This window comes from Ramlibacter pallidus, from assembly GCF_015070875.1.
Taxonomy (GTDB): domain Bacteria; phylum Pseudomonadota; class Gammaproteobacteria; order Burkholderiales; family Burkholderiaceae_C; genus Ramlibacter; species Ramlibacter pallidus.
The window spans coordinates 702,137-715,697 of record NZ_JADDIV010000003.1; the positions used below are offsets into that span (position 1 = coordinate 702,137).

General features: G+C 71.7%; 19 protein-coding genes. 14 read left to right on the plus strand and 5 right to left on the minus strand.

Going from position 1 to position 13,561, the window contains the following annotated elements:
• The first annotated feature begins 3 nt into the window (after positions 1-3).
• From IM787_RS12550 to IM787_RS12565, 4 genes are read left to right on the plus strand one after another with little or no spacing between them, the layout of a single operon-like run.
• Positions 4-933 carry a bifunctional helix-turn-helix transcriptional regulator/GNAT family N-acetyltransferase gene (locus IM787_RS12550; RefSeq protein ID WP_193676976.1) on the plus strand — a complete coding sequence of 310 codons (930 nt, stop codon included), beginning with the start codon at positions 4-6 and terminating at the stop codon, positions 931-933.
• Positions 934-941: 8 nt separating this feature from the next.
• Positions 942-1,829: a DMT family transporter gene (locus IM787_RS12555; RefSeq protein ID WP_227494357.1), complete on the plus strand. Its 888-nt coding sequence runs from the start codon at positions 942-944 to the stop codon at positions 1,827-1,829.
• A gap of 7 nt (positions 1,830-1,836) precedes the next feature.
• On the plus strand, positions 1,837-2,418 hold the full coding sequence (locus IM787_RS12560) for a chromate transporter (RefSeq protein ID WP_193676977.1): 582 nt from the start codon (positions 1,837-1,839) through the stop codon (positions 2,416-2,418).
• Entirely contained in the window at positions 2,415-2,990 is a 576-nt protein-coding gene (locus IM787_RS12565) for a chromate transporter (protein ID WP_193676978.1), read from the plus strand. Before IM787_RS12560 ends, IM787_RS12565 begins: the two co-directional genes overlap by 4 nt.
• Before the next feature lie 2 nt (positions 2,991-2,992).
• On the opposite strand, the gene IM787_RS12570 is transcribed toward IM787_RS12565, so the two are convergent.
• From IM787_RS12570 to IM787_RS12580, 3 genes are read right to left on the minus strand one after another with little or no spacing between them, the layout of a single operon-like run.
• Complete coding sequence (locus IM787_RS12570; protein ID WP_193676979.1) at positions 2,993-3,715, minus strand: SIR2 family NAD-dependent protein deacylase; 723 nt, start codon at positions 3,713-3,715, stop codon at positions 2,993-2,995.
• On the minus strand, positions 3,715-4,449 hold the full coding sequence (gene rlmB, locus IM787_RS12575; RefSeq protein WP_193676980.1) for a 23S rRNA (guanosine(2251)-2'-O)-methyltransferase RlmB: 735 nt from the start codon (positions 4,447-4,449) through the stop codon (positions 3,715-3,717). Before rlmB ends, IM787_RS12570 begins: the two co-directional genes overlap by 1 nt.
• A 31-nt stretch (positions 4,450-4,480) precedes the next feature.
• Positions 4,481-5,158, minus strand: coding sequence for an ABC transporter ATP-binding protein (locus IM787_RS12580; protein WP_193676981.1), 678 nt, complete (start codon positions 5,156-5,158; stop codon positions 4,481-4,483).
• A 76-nt stretch (positions 5,159-5,234) separates the two neighbouring features.
• On the opposite strand from IM787_RS12580, the gene IM787_RS12585 reads away from it, so the two are divergent.
• Together IM787_RS12585 and mnmH are read left to right on the plus strand one after the other, a co-directional pair.
• Positions 5,235-5,804, plus strand: coding sequence for an arylesterase (locus IM787_RS12585; RefSeq protein WP_435531158.1), 570 nt, complete (start codon positions 5,235-5,237; stop codon positions 5,802-5,804).
• Positions 5,801-6,859 (plus strand): tRNA 2-selenouridine(34) synthase MnmH, encoded by a 1,059-nt coding sequence (mnmH, locus tag IM787_RS12590; protein WP_193676983.1) that lies wholly within the window; start codon positions 5,801-5,803, stop codon positions 6,857-6,859. Before IM787_RS12585 ends, mnmH begins: the two co-directional genes overlap by 4 nt.
• Here the strand turns inward: mnmH and IM787_RS12595 are convergent.
• Both IM787_RS12595 and IM787_RS12600 read right to left on the minus strand, forming a co-directional pair.
• Positions 6,856-7,656, minus strand: coding sequence for a DUF2189 domain-containing protein (locus IM787_RS12595; protein ID WP_193676984.1), 801 nt, complete (start codon positions 7,654-7,656; stop codon positions 6,856-6,858). The genes mnmH and IM787_RS12595 overlap by 4 nt on opposite strands.
• Positions 7,657-7,714: 58 nt before the next feature.
• A complete protein-coding gene (locus IM787_RS12600) occupies positions 7,715-8,935 on the minus strand; it encodes a PLP-dependent transferase (RefSeq protein ID WP_193676985.1) in 1,221 nt (406 codons plus the stop codon).
• 35 nt (positions 8,936-8,970) lie between these two features.
• Here IM787_RS12600 and IM787_RS12605 point away from each other — a divergent pair, with 35 nt between their 5' ends.
• The 8 genes from IM787_RS12605 (at position 8,971) to IM787_RS12640 (ending at position 13,561) form a co-directional block, all read left to right on the plus strand.
• A complete protein-coding gene (locus tag IM787_RS12605) occupies positions 8,971-9,792 on the plus strand; it encodes a helix-turn-helix transcriptional regulator (protein WP_193676986.1) in 822 nt (273 codons plus the stop codon).
• Positions 9,793-9,857: 65 nt separating this feature from the next.
• Positions 9,858-10,298 carry a VOC family protein gene (locus IM787_RS12610; RefSeq protein WP_193676987.1) on the plus strand — a complete coding sequence of 147 codons (441 nt, stop codon included), beginning with the start codon at positions 9,858-9,860 and terminating at the stop codon, positions 10,296-10,298.
• Positions 10,299-10,441: 143 nt separating this feature from the next.
• Complete coding sequence (locus IM787_RS12615) at positions 10,442-11,098, plus strand: hypothetical protein (protein WP_193676988.1); 657 nt, start codon at positions 10,442-10,444, stop codon at positions 11,096-11,098.
• A 1-nt stretch (position 11,099) separates the two neighbouring features.
• Positions 11,100-11,642, plus strand: coding sequence for a GTP-binding protein (locus tag IM787_RS12620; protein WP_193676989.1), 543 nt, complete (start codon positions 11,100-11,102; stop codon positions 11,640-11,642).
• Between the two features lie 14 nt (positions 11,643-11,656).
• Positions 11,657-12,040 (plus strand): roadblock/LC7 domain-containing protein, encoded by a 384-nt coding sequence (locus IM787_RS12625; protein WP_227494358.1) that lies wholly within the window; start codon positions 11,657-11,659, stop codon positions 12,038-12,040.
• Positions 12,037-12,396: a hypothetical protein gene (locus tag IM787_RS12630; RefSeq protein WP_193676991.1), complete on the plus strand. Its 360-nt coding sequence runs from the start codon at positions 12,037-12,039 to the stop codon at positions 12,394-12,396. Before IM787_RS12625 ends, IM787_RS12630 begins: the two co-directional genes overlap by 4 nt.
• A 73-nt stretch (positions 12,397-12,469) precedes the next feature.
• Positions 12,470-12,829 (plus strand): hypothetical protein, encoded by a 360-nt coding sequence (locus IM787_RS12635; protein ID WP_193676992.1) that lies wholly within the window; start codon positions 12,470-12,472, stop codon positions 12,827-12,829.
• Positions 12,830-12,985: 156 nt separating this feature from the next.
• The gene (locus IM787_RS12640) at positions 12,986-13,561 is read left to right on the plus strand and encodes a GAF domain-containing protein (RefSeq protein WP_193676993.1); all 576 of its coding nucleotides are present in this window, start codon (positions 12,986-12,988) and stop codon (positions 13,559-13,561) included.

A 13,561-nucleotide genomic window follows, 5' to 3' on the forward strand; every position in this document is an offset into this window, starting at 1 on the left:
CGCATGCCCGCCCAGACCGTCGCCCCGTCCGACGTGCGCGCCGTGCGCGCCTTCAACCGCTTCTACACGCAGCGCATCGGCATCCTCAAGCGCTACCTCGACACCGATTTCACGCTAACCGAAGTGCGGGTGCTCTACGAGCTGGCGCACCGCCCGCCGCTCACCGCGCGGGAACTGGTGCGCGACCTGGAACTCGACGCCGGCTACCTGAGCCGCATCCTGCGGCGCTTCGAGGACAAGGGCTGGCTCGCCCGCGAGCGCAACGCCGAGGACGCGCGGCAGCACCTCCTGCGGCTGACCGAAGCCGGCTACGCCACCTTCGCCCCGCTGCAGCAGAAGTCGCGCGACGAAGCGGCCGACCTGTTGCGCACGGTGGCGCCGCCTGCGCGTCCCCGCCTGATCCAGGCGCTGGACACCGTGCACCGGCTGCTGGAGCCGCCGGCGGCGGATGCCCGCCGCATCGTGCTGCGGGACCCGCGCCCCGGCGACATGGGCTGGGTGGTGCAGATGCACGCGGAGCTCTACGCGCGGGAATACGGGTGGAACTCGGAGTTCGAAGCGCTCGTGGCGGAGATCGCCGCCCGCTTCCTCCGCGACTTCGATCCCGCCTGCGAGAAAGGCTGGATCGCCGAAGTGGACGGCGAGCGCGCCGGATGCGTGTTCCTGGTGCGCAAGTCGGCCACCGTGGCACAACTGCGCCTGCTGGCGCTGCAGCCGGAGGCGCGGGGCCTCGGCCTCGGCGGGCGGCTCACGGACGCCTGCATCGCCTTCGCCCGCGACAAGGGCTACCGCAGGATGGTGCTGTGGACGCAGGCCAACCTGGCGGCCGCGCGTGCCATCTATGCCTCGCGCGGCTTCGTGCTGAAGGAAAGCGTGCCCAACGAGGCGTTCGGGAAGAAGCTGGTGAGCGAGACCTGGGAGCTGCGGCTCTGAACCTGGCCCTGCTCGCGGCCGCCGCCACCGGCGTGCAGGTCGGCGCCGCCATCGTCGCCTCTCGCTTCGTGGTGGCGGACGTGCCGCCGCTCACGCTGGCCATGCTGCGCTACGCGATCGGCTTGGCCTGCCTGCTGCCGTTCGCGCTGCCGGCGCTGCGCACGCTGCCCCGTGGGCTGCCACTGCGCGACCTCGCGGCGATGGCCGCCCTGGGCACCGGCCAGTTCGGGATCCTCATCGCGCTGCTGAACTGGGGCCTGCAGAGCGTGGCGGCCGCGCCCGCGGCGCTGGTCTTCAGCCTGTTCCCCCTGATCACGCTGCTGCTCGGGGCCGCCCTCGGCCGCGAACGGGTGACGGGCGCCCTGCTGGGCGGCGTGCTGCTGTCCATCGCGGGGGTCGGGCTGGCCCTCTCTTCCAGGCTGCAAGGCGCGGGCGGCGGCAGCTGGTGGGGCGAGCTGGCGGTGTTCGCCGCGGCCTGCGTCGGCGCGCTGTGCAGCGTGCTGTACCGGCCCTACCTGCGGCGCTACCCGACGCTGCCGGTCTCCGCGTTCGCCATGCTCGCCTCGGTGCTGTTCCTGTCCCTCGCCGCGGCGACCGAGAGCTGGCCGGCGCGCGTGGTGGCGATGGATGCGCGCGCATGGGGCGTGGTGGCGTTCATCGGCGTGTCCAGCGGCATCGGCTATTTCTGGTGGCTCTACGCACTGAAGCACGAGTCGCCCACCCGGGTCACCGTGTTCCTGGCGCTCAACCCGGTGACGGCCGCCCTGCTCGGCTGGCCGCTGCTGGGTGAGCGGCTGCCGCCCACGACCTTCGCCGCCCTCGGCTGCATCGCGGCGGGGCTTTGGCTCGCCACCCGGCGCACGGCGTCGGCGAACCGACAGCCTGCCCCGGGATAATCGCGCCATGCCTGCTTCGACCGATGCCGACGGGGCGCCGCTCGCGCGGCCCCGCTCCTGCCGCGACCTCTTCGTCTCCTTATCGGTGCTGGCGCTGCAGGGCTTCGGCGGCGTGCTGGCCGTGGTCCAGCGGGAGATGGTCGAACGCAAGCGCTGGATGACGCGCGAGGAGTTCGTCGAGGAATGGGCCGTGGCGCAGATCATGCCGGGCCCGAACGTCGTCAACCTCTCGATCATGCTGGGCGCGCGCTACTTCGGCTGGCGCGGTTCGCTTGCCGCCGTGGCGGGCATGCTCACGTTCCCGCTGCTGGTGGTGCTCGCGCTGGCGCTGGTGTACGCGGAGTTCTCCGCCAATCCCCAGGTGGCCGGCGCGCTGCGCGGCATGGGCGCCGTGGCCGCCGGGCTGATCACCGCGACCGGCCTGAAGCTGCTGCCCGCGCTGCGCAGGAACGCCCTCGGGGTGCCCCTGTCGGCGCTGTTCGGCGTGCTGGTGTTCGTCGCGGTGGCCTGGCTGAAGCTGCCGCTGCTGGCCGTGCTCCTGGTGCTGGGCGGCATCGCCTGCGTGCTGGCGTACCGGAGGCTCGCATGAACCCGATCGTGATGCAGGGCCCCGACTGGCTCGCGCTGCTGGCGCACTACCTCTCGCTGTCGATGCTGTGCGTGGGCGGCGCGATCGCCACGGCGCCGGACATGCACCGCTTCCTGGTGCAGGAGAAGGCCTGGTTGACGGACCCGCAGTTCAGCGCCTCGATCGCAATCGCGCAGGCGGCGCCGGGGCCGAACGTGCTCTTCACCGCGCTCATGGGCTGGAACGTCGGCCTCAATGCCGGCGGCCTCTGGCCCGCCTTGCTCGGGATGGTGCTGACCCTGGGCGGCATCATGCTCCCGAGCTCGCTGGTGGTGTACTTCACCTCGCAATGGAGCCATCGCAACCGCGACCTGCGCGCGGTGCGTGCGTTCAAGCAAGGCATGGCGCCGCTGGTGGTGGCACTGCTGATCGCCACCGGGTTCATCCTCGCCACCGCGCAGGGCTACGCGTGGAGCCACTGGCCCGCGTGGCTGCTGGCCGCCGTCACCACGGTCATCGTGTGGCGCACCCGCGTCCACCTCTTGTGGCTGCTGGGCGCGGGTGCGGTGCTCGGCTGGTTCGGCTTCGTCTGAACTCAGGACGCCACGTCGGGCAGCAGTTGCGGGAGCGCGCCCGCGGCCGTCTCGCGCAAGACCGCATCGGCAGCGTCGTCCAGTTCGCTGGGATGCGGATTGACGATGACGACCCGGCCGTGCGTGGCGCGCGCGAGGCCCGCGGCGGGATGGACGACGCCGGAGGTGCCCACCACCAGCATCAGGTCGCAACCGGCCGCGGCCTCCGCCGCCGCCGCCAGTTCGGCCCGGGGCAGCATCTCGCCGAACCAGACCACCGCCGGCCGGCGCAGGTTGCCGCAGGCTGCGCAGCGCGGCGGAGCACCCGCCACCGTGTTCGCGGGCGTGCAGCAGGCGCGGGGCGCGTCCAGCCAGCGGTCCTCGGCGATGTTGCCGTGCAGGGCCAGCACCTCCGGGGAGCCCGCCCGCTGGTGCAGCCCGTCCACATTCTGCGTGACGACCGTGAGCCGCCCGGGATGCCGCTGCTGGAAGGCGGCGATCGCAAGATGGCCCGCGTTCGGCTGCACCCGGGCGATCATGGCGCGACGGGATGCGTACCACTCCCACACCAGCTTCGGGTCGGCGCGGAACGCCTGCTCCGTCGCCAGGTCTTCCGGCCTGAACTTCGCCCACAGGCCCGTCTGCGCATCGCGGAAGGTGGGCACGCCGGACTCCGCGCTCATCCCGGCGCCGCTCAGCACGACGATGCGCCGGGCGGCGCGGACCCAGTCCGCGACCTGCTGCATCACAGGCGCTGGCGCACGGCCTCGTACAGGCAAATGCCGCTGGCCACCGACACGTTGAGGCTCTCCACGGCACCCAGCATCGGGATGGAGACGAGCGCGTCGCAGGTCTTCTTCGTCAGCTGGCGCAGGCCCGCGCCTTCGGCGCCGAGCACCAGGGCCGTCGGGCCCTTCAGGTCCGACTGGTACAGCGTCTGCGTGCCCTCCTCCGACAGCCCCAGGCACCAGATGTTGCGCTCCTTCAGCTCGCCCAGCGTGCGCGCCAGGTTGGTCACCATGAAGTAAGGCACCGTCTCGGCGGCGCCGCTCGCCACCTTGGCGACGGTGGCATTGAGGCCGACGGCGTGGTCCTTGGGCGCGATGACCGCATGCGCGCCGGCGCCGTCCGCCACCCGCAGGCACGCGCCCAAGTTGTGCGGGTCGGTCACGCCGTCCAGCACCAGCAGCAGGGGCGGCACCGCGATGCCGTCCAGCAGGTCGTCCAGGGAGTTCGTCACCGGCAGCGCCTCGACGCGCGCCACCACGCCCTGGTGGCCGGCGCTGCCCGCCAGCCGCGACAGGCGCAAGGCGTCGGCCTCGATCGTCTTGAGCCCGGCCTCCTGCACCTTCTGCAGGAACTGGCGCATGCGCGCGTCCCGGCGCGCCGTCTCGACGTAGATCTCCAGGATGGATTGCGGCGCGGTGCGCAGGCGCACGCCGACCGCGTGGAAGCCGAACAGGACTTTGGGGGAGGACATCGGCGGGATTATCCCGCCTGCCCCGTCCGCCTTAGGTGGCCTCGGCCACCCGTCCCGCTTCGATGGTGATGCGGCGGCGGCAGCGTTCGGCGATGCCGCGGTCGTGCGTGACCAGCACCAGCGTCGTGCCCAGTTCCTGGTTCAGGTCGAACATCAGCTGCATCACCGTCTCGCCGGTGGCGAAATCCAGGCTGCCGGTCGGCTCGTCGGCCAGCAACACGGCCGGCTGCACCACGAAGGCACGCGCCAGCGCCACGCGCTGCTGCTCGCCGCCCGAGAGGACCTTGGGGTAATGGCCCAGGCGCTCGCCCAGGCCGACGCGACCCAGCATCTCGGTGGCGGCCTTGCGGGCGTCCTTGCGGCCGGCCAGCTCGAGCGGGAGCATCACGTTCTCCAGCGCCGTCAGGTTCCCCATGAGCTGGAAGCTCTGGAAGACGAAGCCCACCTGCCGCGCCCGCAGCTCGGCCCGGGCGTCCTCGTCCAGCGCGAACAGGTCCTGTCCGGCCAGCCGCACCGTGCCGCGGGTGGGCGTGTCGAGGCCCGCGATGATCGACAGCAGCGTGCTCTTGCCGGAACCGGACGCGCCCACGATGGCGGCGGTCTCCCTCCGGGACAGCGAGAAATCGATATCGCGGAGAATGTCGAGGGTACCGGTCGAGTCGGTGACCGACTTGTGGACGTGTTCGACGGAGATGATGGGTTCTGACATGCGTGGTGGTTCGTGGAAGCGGCGTGACTTTATCGCCGCCGGCTTAGCTGTGCCTTATGGGGCCGTCCTGCCGGCGATGGCGGCGGGCACGCCGGTGATCCTCGTCGTCGGGGATTCGCTGAGCGCCGAGTATGGCCTGAAGCGCGGCACCGGGTGGGTCGCCCTGCTGGAGCAACGCCTCGCCCGCGAGAAGATCCCGGGGAAGGTGGTCAACGCCAGCATCAGCGGCGACACCACCTCGGGCGGCCGGTCGCGCCTGCCCGCCCTGCTTCAGCAGCACCGGCCGACCCACGTCGTGCTGGAACTCGGGGGCAACGACGCGCTGCGCGGCCTGCCGCTGGCGATGACGGAGGACAACCTCTCGCAGATGGCGCAGGCAGCGCGCAAGGCCGGCGCGCGCGTGCTGGTGGTCGGGATGCAGGTTCCACCCAACTACGGCAGCGACTACGCCAACCGTTTCTCCGGCCTCTTCGCCAAGGTGGCGAAGGAGCAGCAGGCCGGCCTCGTGCCCTTCCTGCTGGCGGGCGTGGCCGACGGGGCCGACCCGACCAGGCTGTTCCAGGCCGACCGCATCCATCCCCGCGAGGAAGCGCACCCGAAGATGCTGGACAACGTCTGGCCGGAACTGAAGAAGTTGCTGAAATGAGCGTGCGGCCGATCGCCGCGGCGGATGCGATCGCGCGGCTGGCGGAGTTCGACGCCGTCGTCGATGCCCGCAGCGAGGGCGAGTTCGCGGAGGACCACCTGCCGGCGGCGGTCAACTGGCCGTCGCTCAACGACGCCGAGCGGCACGAAGTCGGCACCACGTACAAGCAGGTCAACCCCTTCGAGGCGCGCAAGCGCGGCGCCGCGCTGGTCGCGGCCAACATCGCCCGCCACATTGAACGCGAAGTGATGGACAAGCCCAAGGGCTGGAAGCCGCTGGTCTACTGCTGGCGCGGCGGCCAGCGCAGCGGATCGCTGTCGCTGGTGCTGGGCCAGATCGGGTTCCAGGTGCACGTGATCGAGGGCGGCTACAAGGCCTTCCGCGGCGCCCTGCTGGAGCAACTGCCGGTCCTGGCGCGGTCGCTGCAGTACCGCGTGGTGTGCGGACCGACCGGCTCGGGCAAGACGCGCCTGCTGCAGGCGCTGGAAGCGGCGGGCGCCCAGGTTCTCGACCTGGAAGGACTCGCGAGCCACCGCAGCTCCGTGCTGGGGCTGATCCCCGGCCAGCCGCAACCGACGCAGAAGCGCTTCGACACGCTCGTCTGGGAGAAGCTGCGCGGCTTCGACCCGGCGCGGCCCGTGTACGTCGAAAGCGAAAGCAAGAAGGTCGGCAACGTGGCGGTGCCCGAGGCGCTGATGGCGGCCATGCGGGCCAGCCCCTGCCTGCGCCTGGACCTCGCCGACGACGAGCGCGTGCAGCTGCTGCTGGAGGACTACGCCTTCTTCAGCCGGGATACCGACCTGTTCTGCCGCCGCCTCGACGCGCTGGTGCAGTTGCGCGGGCGCGAGCAGGTCAAGGCGTGGCAGGACCAGGTGCGCGCCGGCGCGATCGAGCCGGTCGTGCGCGAGCTCCTGTTCAAGCACTACGACCCCGGCTATGCGAGCTCGACGCTGCGCAACTTCAAGGCCTTCGCCGACGCGCGTCCCCTGGCGCCGCGGGACCGCACGCCCGAAGCCATGCAGGCGCTGGCGCGCGAGATCGTCGCCGCCGGCTAGGCTGCTGCCGGCTCCGGCCAGGCCACGGCGTCCCGGTAGGCATGCCACGTGGCGTGCCCCAGCCACGGGCCGACGAACAACAGCCCGAGCGACCCGGGCCAGAGCGCCAGCAGCGTCAGGCCGGCCACGACCAGGCCCCAGGCCACCATCACCGGCAGGTTGTCGAGCACCACGCGGAAGCTCGTGAGGCCGGCGGTGACGGCGTCCGTGTCGCGGTCGAGGATCATCGGCACCGAGACCACCGTGGTGCAGAACACCAGGGCCGCGAAGATGCCGCCCACGGCCAGGTACACCGCGACGAACTTCCAGTTGCGCGGGTTGAACACGGCCTCCAGCACGCCCGCGGTCGACGGCATGCCGGTGTCGAAGAACACGGCGAACACGACGAGGGAGGCGCGGCCCCAGAGGAGCTCCAGCACCGTGAGCACCAGGACCAGCAGGCCCATGCTGCCCAGGCGGCGGTCCCAGCAGGTCAGCGATGCCCCCAGGCTGGCGGGCTCCCCCTGCTCCGCGCGCCGGCTCGCTTCGTACAGGCCCATCGCGAGGAAGGGGCCGACCAGCAGGCAGCCGGAGATGATGGTCATCGTGTACTCGGGCTTGTGCCGGAAGACCGCGGCCAGCGCGATGGCCATCGCCCAGAAACACACGCCGTAGAACAAGGCGATGCCGGGCGCGGCCCGCAGGTCCCGCGCGCCGCGCGCCAGCCAGCGCAGCGGCGCGGACGGATGCAGGCGGCGGACCACCGGCCGCGGCGGCGCGGCGGTCGGCGCGGCCGGTTCGGTGCTCGAGAGTGTCATGACGGTCAGGTCCCCCCGCCGCAGGGTAGCGGGCCGGCGGCCGCCGGCCCATCGGGGATCACCCGGGGCCGTGCAGCGCTCCCAGCGCCTGGGCGAGATCCGCCTGCAGGTCCTCGACGTCCTCCAGGCCGACGGAGAACCGCACGAGCACGCCCTTGTGCTTCCAGGTGCCCAGCGCGGCGCTGCGCATGGACGGAATGTCGTAGGGCACCGCCAGGCTGACCGGGCCGCCCCAGGAATAACCGAGCTTGAACAGCTTCAGTGCGTCGCAGAACGCTTCGACGCGCTCCGGCGCGTGGCGCTCGTCGAACACCACGGAGAACAGGCCGGCGGCAAGTCCGTCCGCGCCGCACATCGCCTTCCAGTGCGCGTGGCCGGGCGAGCCCTCCAGCGCCGGATGCAGCACCTGCACAATCTCTGCGCGGGCCTGCAGCCAACGGGCGAGTTGCCGGGCGGCGCGGTCGTGCGCCCGGTAGCGGACGTCCAGGCTGGGCAGCGAACGCAGCAGGAGTTCGGCGTCGTTGCCGGCCACGCCCCAGCCCAGGCGCATGTGCGCCAGCTTCATCTTCTGGTGCAGGGCCTCGTCGCGCGTGACGATGCTGCCCATGAGGACGTCGCCGCCGCCGCTGGGGTACTTGGTCAGGGCGTGCACGACGATGTCGGCGCCGCTGCCGGGCACCGAACGATCACCCTGGCCGAAATCGAAGCCATTGAAGGCGAGGCCGGCGCCCCAGGTGTTGTCCAGGGCGACGGTGACGCCGCGGCTGCGGCAGATGTGCGCGAAGTGCGCCACCGGCCCGAACTCCATCGTGACCGAGCCCGGCGCCTCGATCCACACGAGCTTCGTCTTCGGCCCGATGCGGCGCTCGAGGTCGGCGGGATCCATCGGGTCGTAGAGCTGGTGCGTGATGCCCCAGTTCTTCAGCTCCCCTTCGGCCAGCGCCTTGCTGGGCCCGTACACGTTGTCCGGCAGCAGGATCTCGTCGCCCGCGGACAGCAGCGCCAGGTTCACGTGCGCGATGGCGGCCAGGCCGCTGGGCACCAGGATGCAGTGCCGGCCGCCTTCGAGGGCGGCGATGCGCTCTTCCAGCACGAAGGTGGTGGGCGTGCCGTGCAGGCCGTAGGTGTAGCCCTTCTTCTGCCGCCAGTCGCGCGAACGGATCGCGGCCACGTTCGGGAAGATCACGGTGGACGCCTTGTGGACGCCCGGCTGCGGCGCGGCGAACCCGGCGGGCGGCTGGTAGGGATGGTGGATGAGGTCGGTGACCGGCTTCGGCATGCGTCCATCTTAGCGGCGGGTGCTACATTGGCCCGATGCTCGCTTCGCGGCCTCCCGTCCCGCAGCTGCGGTCGTTCGTGCGGCTGCTGTGGGCGACCGCGCCCGCCGGCGCCACGGGGAGCGGCGCCTTCCGGGAGCACGTCCTGCCCACGGGCTGCATGCACCTGGCGCTGCGATGGTCCGGCCCGCCGTTGCGCGTGTACGCCGGCGATGCGGGCCCCGAAGGCCGGGTGCTCGGGCATGCCGTGGTCGGCGGCGTCCGCACCAGCTTCTACGCCCGGGAAGCCGGGGTCGCCGCCGCGTCGGCCGGCGCCTTGCTGGAGCCCGGCGCGGCACGCGCGCTGTTCGGCGCGGGAGCGCAGGAGTTCACCGGCCGCCACGAAGCGCTGGACAACCTGTGGGGCCGGGACGCCGGGTTCTGCATGGAGCGGCTGCAGGCCGCGACCGATCCCGCGCACGCCCTGGCCCTGATGGAAGCCTTCCTGCTGGAGCGCCTCGCGCCCGGTACCGGACTCCACCCGGGCGTGGCGGCGGGCCTCGCCTCGCTGCGGCACGGCGGCCGCGTGGAGGACGCAGCGCGCGCCAGCGGCTTCAGCCACCGCCACTTCGTCGCGCGCTTCCGGGACGCGACGGGCCTCGCGCCCAAGGCCCATGCGCGGGTGCTGCGGATGCAGTCCGCCCTCGGCGGCCTCGCGCGTCCGGGCACGGCCCTCGCCGACGTGGCACTCGCGGCCGGATTCGCGGACCAGGCCCACTTCAGCCGGGAGTTCAGGGCGTTCGCCGGGGTGACGCCGACGCAATGGCTGCTGGCGCGGCCGCTGCACCCCAACCATGTGCCGGTGGCTGCCGCCGCCTGAGGTCAGTTTTGTTCAAGACGGCCCGCCCGGCGTTGCCTAGACTGGCGCGAACAAGGAGACCCACGATGGCCAAGCGCGAACTGTTCGCCTACCTGCACGTGCGCGATGCGGCGCGTGCGCTGCGCTTCTATGCCGAGGCATTCGGCGCCAAGGAGTTGTTCCGGCTGACGGAGCCGGGCGGGCGCATCGGCCATGCGGAACTCGATTTCGGCGGGCCGGTGCTGATGGTCAGCGACGAGTATCCGGAGATGGGAATCCAGGGTCCGGCACCCGGCGCACCGACCTCCGTCTCGCTCCACCTGCACGTCGAGGACGCCGATGCCACCATCGCCCGGGCCGTGGCCGCGGGCGCGACACTGGAGCGCCCCGCGCAGGACGAGTTCTACGGCGAAAGGTCCGGCGTGGTCCGCGACCCCTTCGGCCACCGCTGGAACGTTGGGCATGCCATCGAGGACGTCACCCCCGGGGAGATGCAGCGCCGCTATGACGCGTTGATGAAGGGCTGAGTGCCGCCGCGCGTCGGCGCGCGCGTTCCTCCTGTCCGGCGCGGAGCAGCGCGGGCGTTTGTCCTACGACAAGAAGATAAGGACTGTGTACGATGTAACCACATGTGCACAGATCTCCTTAGCCCCCGGACGGGCCTTCCCGCATGAGCGCCTGGAAATTGGGTGTCCACGGGCTTCCATCCGCCGAGGCCGGCCTGGTCCGTGCCCTCCTCAGCCTGGTCGGCAGCGGCGATCCGGGCTGGCGTTGGACCTTCGCCGCCGCCGGTCCGTGTGACGTCCTGCTGGCGGACGCCGCCGTCCCCTCGCCGGGCGAGGCGCAATCCGAACGACAGGCACGTGCCCTGTTGCTGCTGGGGCCCGCCGGGTCGCCGGCTTCCCAGGAGCACCTTCAGCGACCGCTCCGGCCGAACGAACTCGAATCGGCGCTTCGCCGCCTGGCGTCGGTCCTGGGAATGGAAACCGACGCGCCCGCAGCCCCGGCGGGCGCCAACGAGCCGCCCACGCTGGCCAACGCGCGCTTCAAGCTGCTTCGCTGGCCCCCGGCCGCCTTGCTGCGCGGCGAAGTGGCCCGCCTGCGCATGGCCACCCAGCTCTCGCGGCGCTTCCTGTCCGTCGCGGAGCTGGCGACGCTGACCAACCAGGAGCCAGGCCGGTGCCTGGTGTTCCTGCAACTGCTGCAAGGCTTCCAGCTCCTGCAGGCCGAGCCGGCCACCGCACTTCCCGCGTCCGGCACCGCCGCGACCGCGCCGCCCGGGGGCTGGGCGCTCGTGCGCAGCATCCGCCGGCGCCTGGGCCTCTGACATGCGGGAACACAAGATCCTTTTCACCGGCACGATGGGCGCCGGCAAGACCACCGCGATCGGCGCGGTGAGCGAAGTCCCGCCCGTGGTGACCGAAGTCGCGAACAACGATGCTTCCGTGGCGAAAGCGACCACCACCGTCGGCTTCGATTTCGGCCTGCTCACGCTCGACAACGGCGACCGCTTGCGCCTGTTCGGCACGCCGGGACAACTGCGGTTCGACTTCCTCTGGAAGATCCTCGCCACGAACGCGCTCGGCATCGTCGTCCTGGTGGACAACTCGCGGCCGGCGCCGCTCGAGGACCTGCAGGCCTACGTGGACGGTTTCGCCGAGCAGTTGCGGCGCCTTCCCTGCGTCGTCGGCGTCGGACGGCTCTCCACGCACCCCTCTCCCGGGCTGGACGCCTACGCGGAGCACCTGGGACGGCAGGGCCTGGCCGTGCCGCTGCTGGATGTGGACGTCCGCCGGCGCGACGACGTGGTGCTGCTGCTCGACACGCTGCTGGCCCAGGTCGAAGCCGACCTGATGGGGATGGACGAATGACCGGTGTTGCGAGCATGGGCGTGACGGAAGCCCTCCGGGCGCTGGCGCGCCAGGAAGCGGAGGCCATCGCCCAGGACATCTCGGGCGTGCGCGCCGTCGTGATCGCCACGGGCGACGGCTTCGACATCGCGTCGGCCGGACGCGGCGCGGTCGATCCGCAACGGATCGCGGCGCTGGCGAGTTCCATGTCCGCCATCGGCGCCGTGGTGTCCGCGGAGGCCGGCCTGGGCCGCAGCACCAGCGTCACGGTCGGCACCGACGACGGCTTCGCGGTCGTGCACGCGGCGACGCACCGCGGGATGGACCTCGTGATCAACGTGATCGCCGGCCCCGATGCACTGCTCGGGCAGGTGAACTACCGGACCGCCGCGGCCGCGCGGTCGCTTTCGAGCGCATGAGGCCCGAAGTCCGTGAATCGCTGCGGGCCATCGCCGCGCAGCCCGGCATCCGCGGTTGCGCGCTGGTCGACCTCGCCACCGGCATGGTCCTGCACGGCGAGGGTGCGCCGGAACTGGTGCCCATCGCCGAGGCGTCGTCGGACTACTGGCGGCTCTGCGCCCGTCAGGAGGGCGTTTTCGGCGTGCTCGGCGCGCCGCGCGCCCAGGTGGTGATCCATGCGCTCGGCCGCGTGACCATCGTGCGCTGCGGCGACGGGCTGCTGCTGGTGACCTTGTCGCGCGAGGCCGAAGCGGTCGACTGGAACCGCTGGAAGCGCGCGGCTCAGGAACTGGCCCCCCTGGCGGCGGGCCTGTGAATTCCCGGGCGCCGGCCGATTGCGTTGAGGCCGCGCCCATCCCTTCATACGCAGACGACACAAGGAAAACGAAATGGCGACGATCAAGCAAACCCTGGACGAACTGCTGACCCTCGATGGCGCGCTGTGCGCGGCGATCGTGGACTCCTCCAGCGGCATGATGCTGGGCTCCGCGGGCACCGGCGTGGACCTCGAAGTGGCCGCAGCGGGCAACACCGAAGTGGTGCGCGCAAAGCTGAAGACGATGCGCGCGCTCGGCCTGAACGACGTGATCGAGGACATCCTCATCACCCTCGGCAAGCAGTACCACATCATCCGCCTGTCCTCGCGCAAGGAAGGCGTGTTCCTCTACTACGTGCTGGACAAGCAGCGTGCCAACCTCGCCATGGCCCGGCGCAAGACGGCGGACGTCGACAAGGACCTGAACTTCTGAGCGGTTCGACGCGCGGCCGGCACACCGGGGGACGTGGCGAACGCCGTCGCGGGAAGCGTGACTTCCTGCCGCCCGCCGCCGTAGCGACAGGCCGCCGCACGCCCCCGCGCGCCGCCTGGCCGCTATCCTTGCGCCGGTTCCAACCACGGGTCGCGCATGCTGCTGGATTACTCCCCCGACGACATCGACGTGCGGATCGCCGACCTGCTGGTCGCGACCGCCGATGCCTCCGACGACGCCCTCGATGCCCGCGTGCAGGAGGTCCTGCGCCTGCTGCGGGACCGGCTCGCGATGGACGTGGTGTTCGTGTCGCGCTTCGAGAACGGCCGCCGCACGTTCACGCACGTCGAACAGGCCGCGAACGCGACGCCGATCGCGCCGGGCCAGTCCGATCCGCTGGAGGAGAGCTGGTGCCAGCGCGTGGTGGACGGCCGGCTGCCGGAACTCGTCGCCGACGCCCGTCCCTACGTGGAGCGGCGTGCCGTGCCGCCCGCGCCGTTCCCGATCGGATCGCACCTGAGCACCCCGGTGCCGGCCGGCGATGGCCAGCCGCTCGGGACGCTCTGCTGCTTCAGCTTCACGCCGCGCGAAGGCGTCGGCACCGCCGACATCAAGCGCCTGAAGTACGCCGCCGAACTGCTGTCGGCCAAGCTGGCGCCGAAGCGGCGCCTCACGGCCGACGACATGGAACTGCAGCCGATCGAACGCGCGGACGCACCCCGCCGGGCGTGA

Bases quoted from the DNA above. Each gene is read 5' to 3' on its own strand.
- IM787_RS12550 (WP_193676976.1), top strand. From the start codon at position 4: ATGCCCGCCCAGACCGTCGCCCCGTCCGACGTGCGCGCCGTGCGCGCC.
- IM787_RS12630 (WP_193676991.1), top strand. From the start codon at position 12,037: ATGAGGCCCGAAGTCCGTGAATCGCTGCGGGCCATCGCCGCGCAGCCC.
- IM787_RS12605 (WP_193676986.1), top strand. From the start codon at position 8,971: ATGCTCGCTTCGCGGCCTCCCGTCCCGCAGCTGCGGTCGTTCGTGCGG.
- IM787_RS12600 (WP_193676985.1), bottom strand. From the start codon at position 8,935: ATGCCGAAGCCGGTCACCGACCTCATCCACCATCCCTACCAGCCGCCC.
- IM787_RS12610 (WP_193676987.1), top strand. From the start codon at position 9,858: ATGGCCAAGCGCGAACTGTTCGCCTACCTGCACGTGCGCGATGCGGCG.
- IM787_RS12625 (WP_227494358.1), top strand. From the start codon at position 11,657: ATGGGCGTGACGGAAGCCCTCCGGGCGCTGGCGCGCCAGGAAGCGGAG.
- IM787_RS12585 (WP_435531158.1), top strand. From the start codon at position 5,235: ATGGCGGCGGGCACGCCGGTGATCCTCGTCGTCGGGGATTCGCTGAGC.
- IM787_RS12620 (WP_193676989.1), top strand. From the start codon at position 11,100: ATGCGGGAACACAAGATCCTTTTCACCGGCACGATGGGCGCCGGCAAG.
- IM787_RS12615 (WP_193676988.1), top strand. From the start codon at position 10,442: ATGAGCGCCTGGAAATTGGGTGTCCACGGGCTTCCATCCGCCGAGGCC.
- IM787_RS12580 (WP_193676981.1), bottom strand. From the start codon at position 5,158: ATGTCAGAACCCATCATCTCCGTCGAACACGTCCACAAGTCGGTCACC.
- IM787_RS12640 (WP_193676993.1), top strand. From the start codon at position 12,986: ATGCTGCTGGATTACTCCCCCGACGACATCGACGTGCGGATCGCCGAC.
- IM787_RS12565 (WP_193676978.1), top strand. From the start codon at position 2,415: ATGAACCCGATCGTGATGCAGGGCCCCGACTGGCTCGCGCTGCTGGCG.
- IM787_RS12635 (WP_193676992.1), top strand. From the start codon at position 12,470: ATGGCGACGATCAAGCAAACCCTGGACGAACTGCTGACCCTCGATGGC.
- IM787_RS12570 (WP_193676979.1), bottom strand. From the start codon at position 3,715: ATGCAGCAGGTCGCGGACTGGGTCCGCGCCGCCCGGCGCATCGTCGTG.
- IM787_RS12560 (WP_193676977.1), top strand. From the start codon at position 1,837: ATGCCTGCTTCGACCGATGCCGACGGGGCGCCGCTCGCGCGGCCCCGC.
- IM787_RS12595 (WP_193676984.1), bottom strand. From the start codon at position 7,656: ATGACACTCTCGAGCACCGAACCGGCCGCGCCGACCGCCGCGCCGCCG.
- mnmH (WP_193676983.1), top strand. From the start codon at position 5,801: ATGAGCGTGCGGCCGATCGCCGCGGCGGATGCGATCGCGCGGCTGGCG.
- rlmB (WP_193676980.1), bottom strand. From the start codon at position 4,449: ATGTCCTCCCCCAAAGTCCTGTTCGGCTTCCACGCGGTCGGCGTGCGC.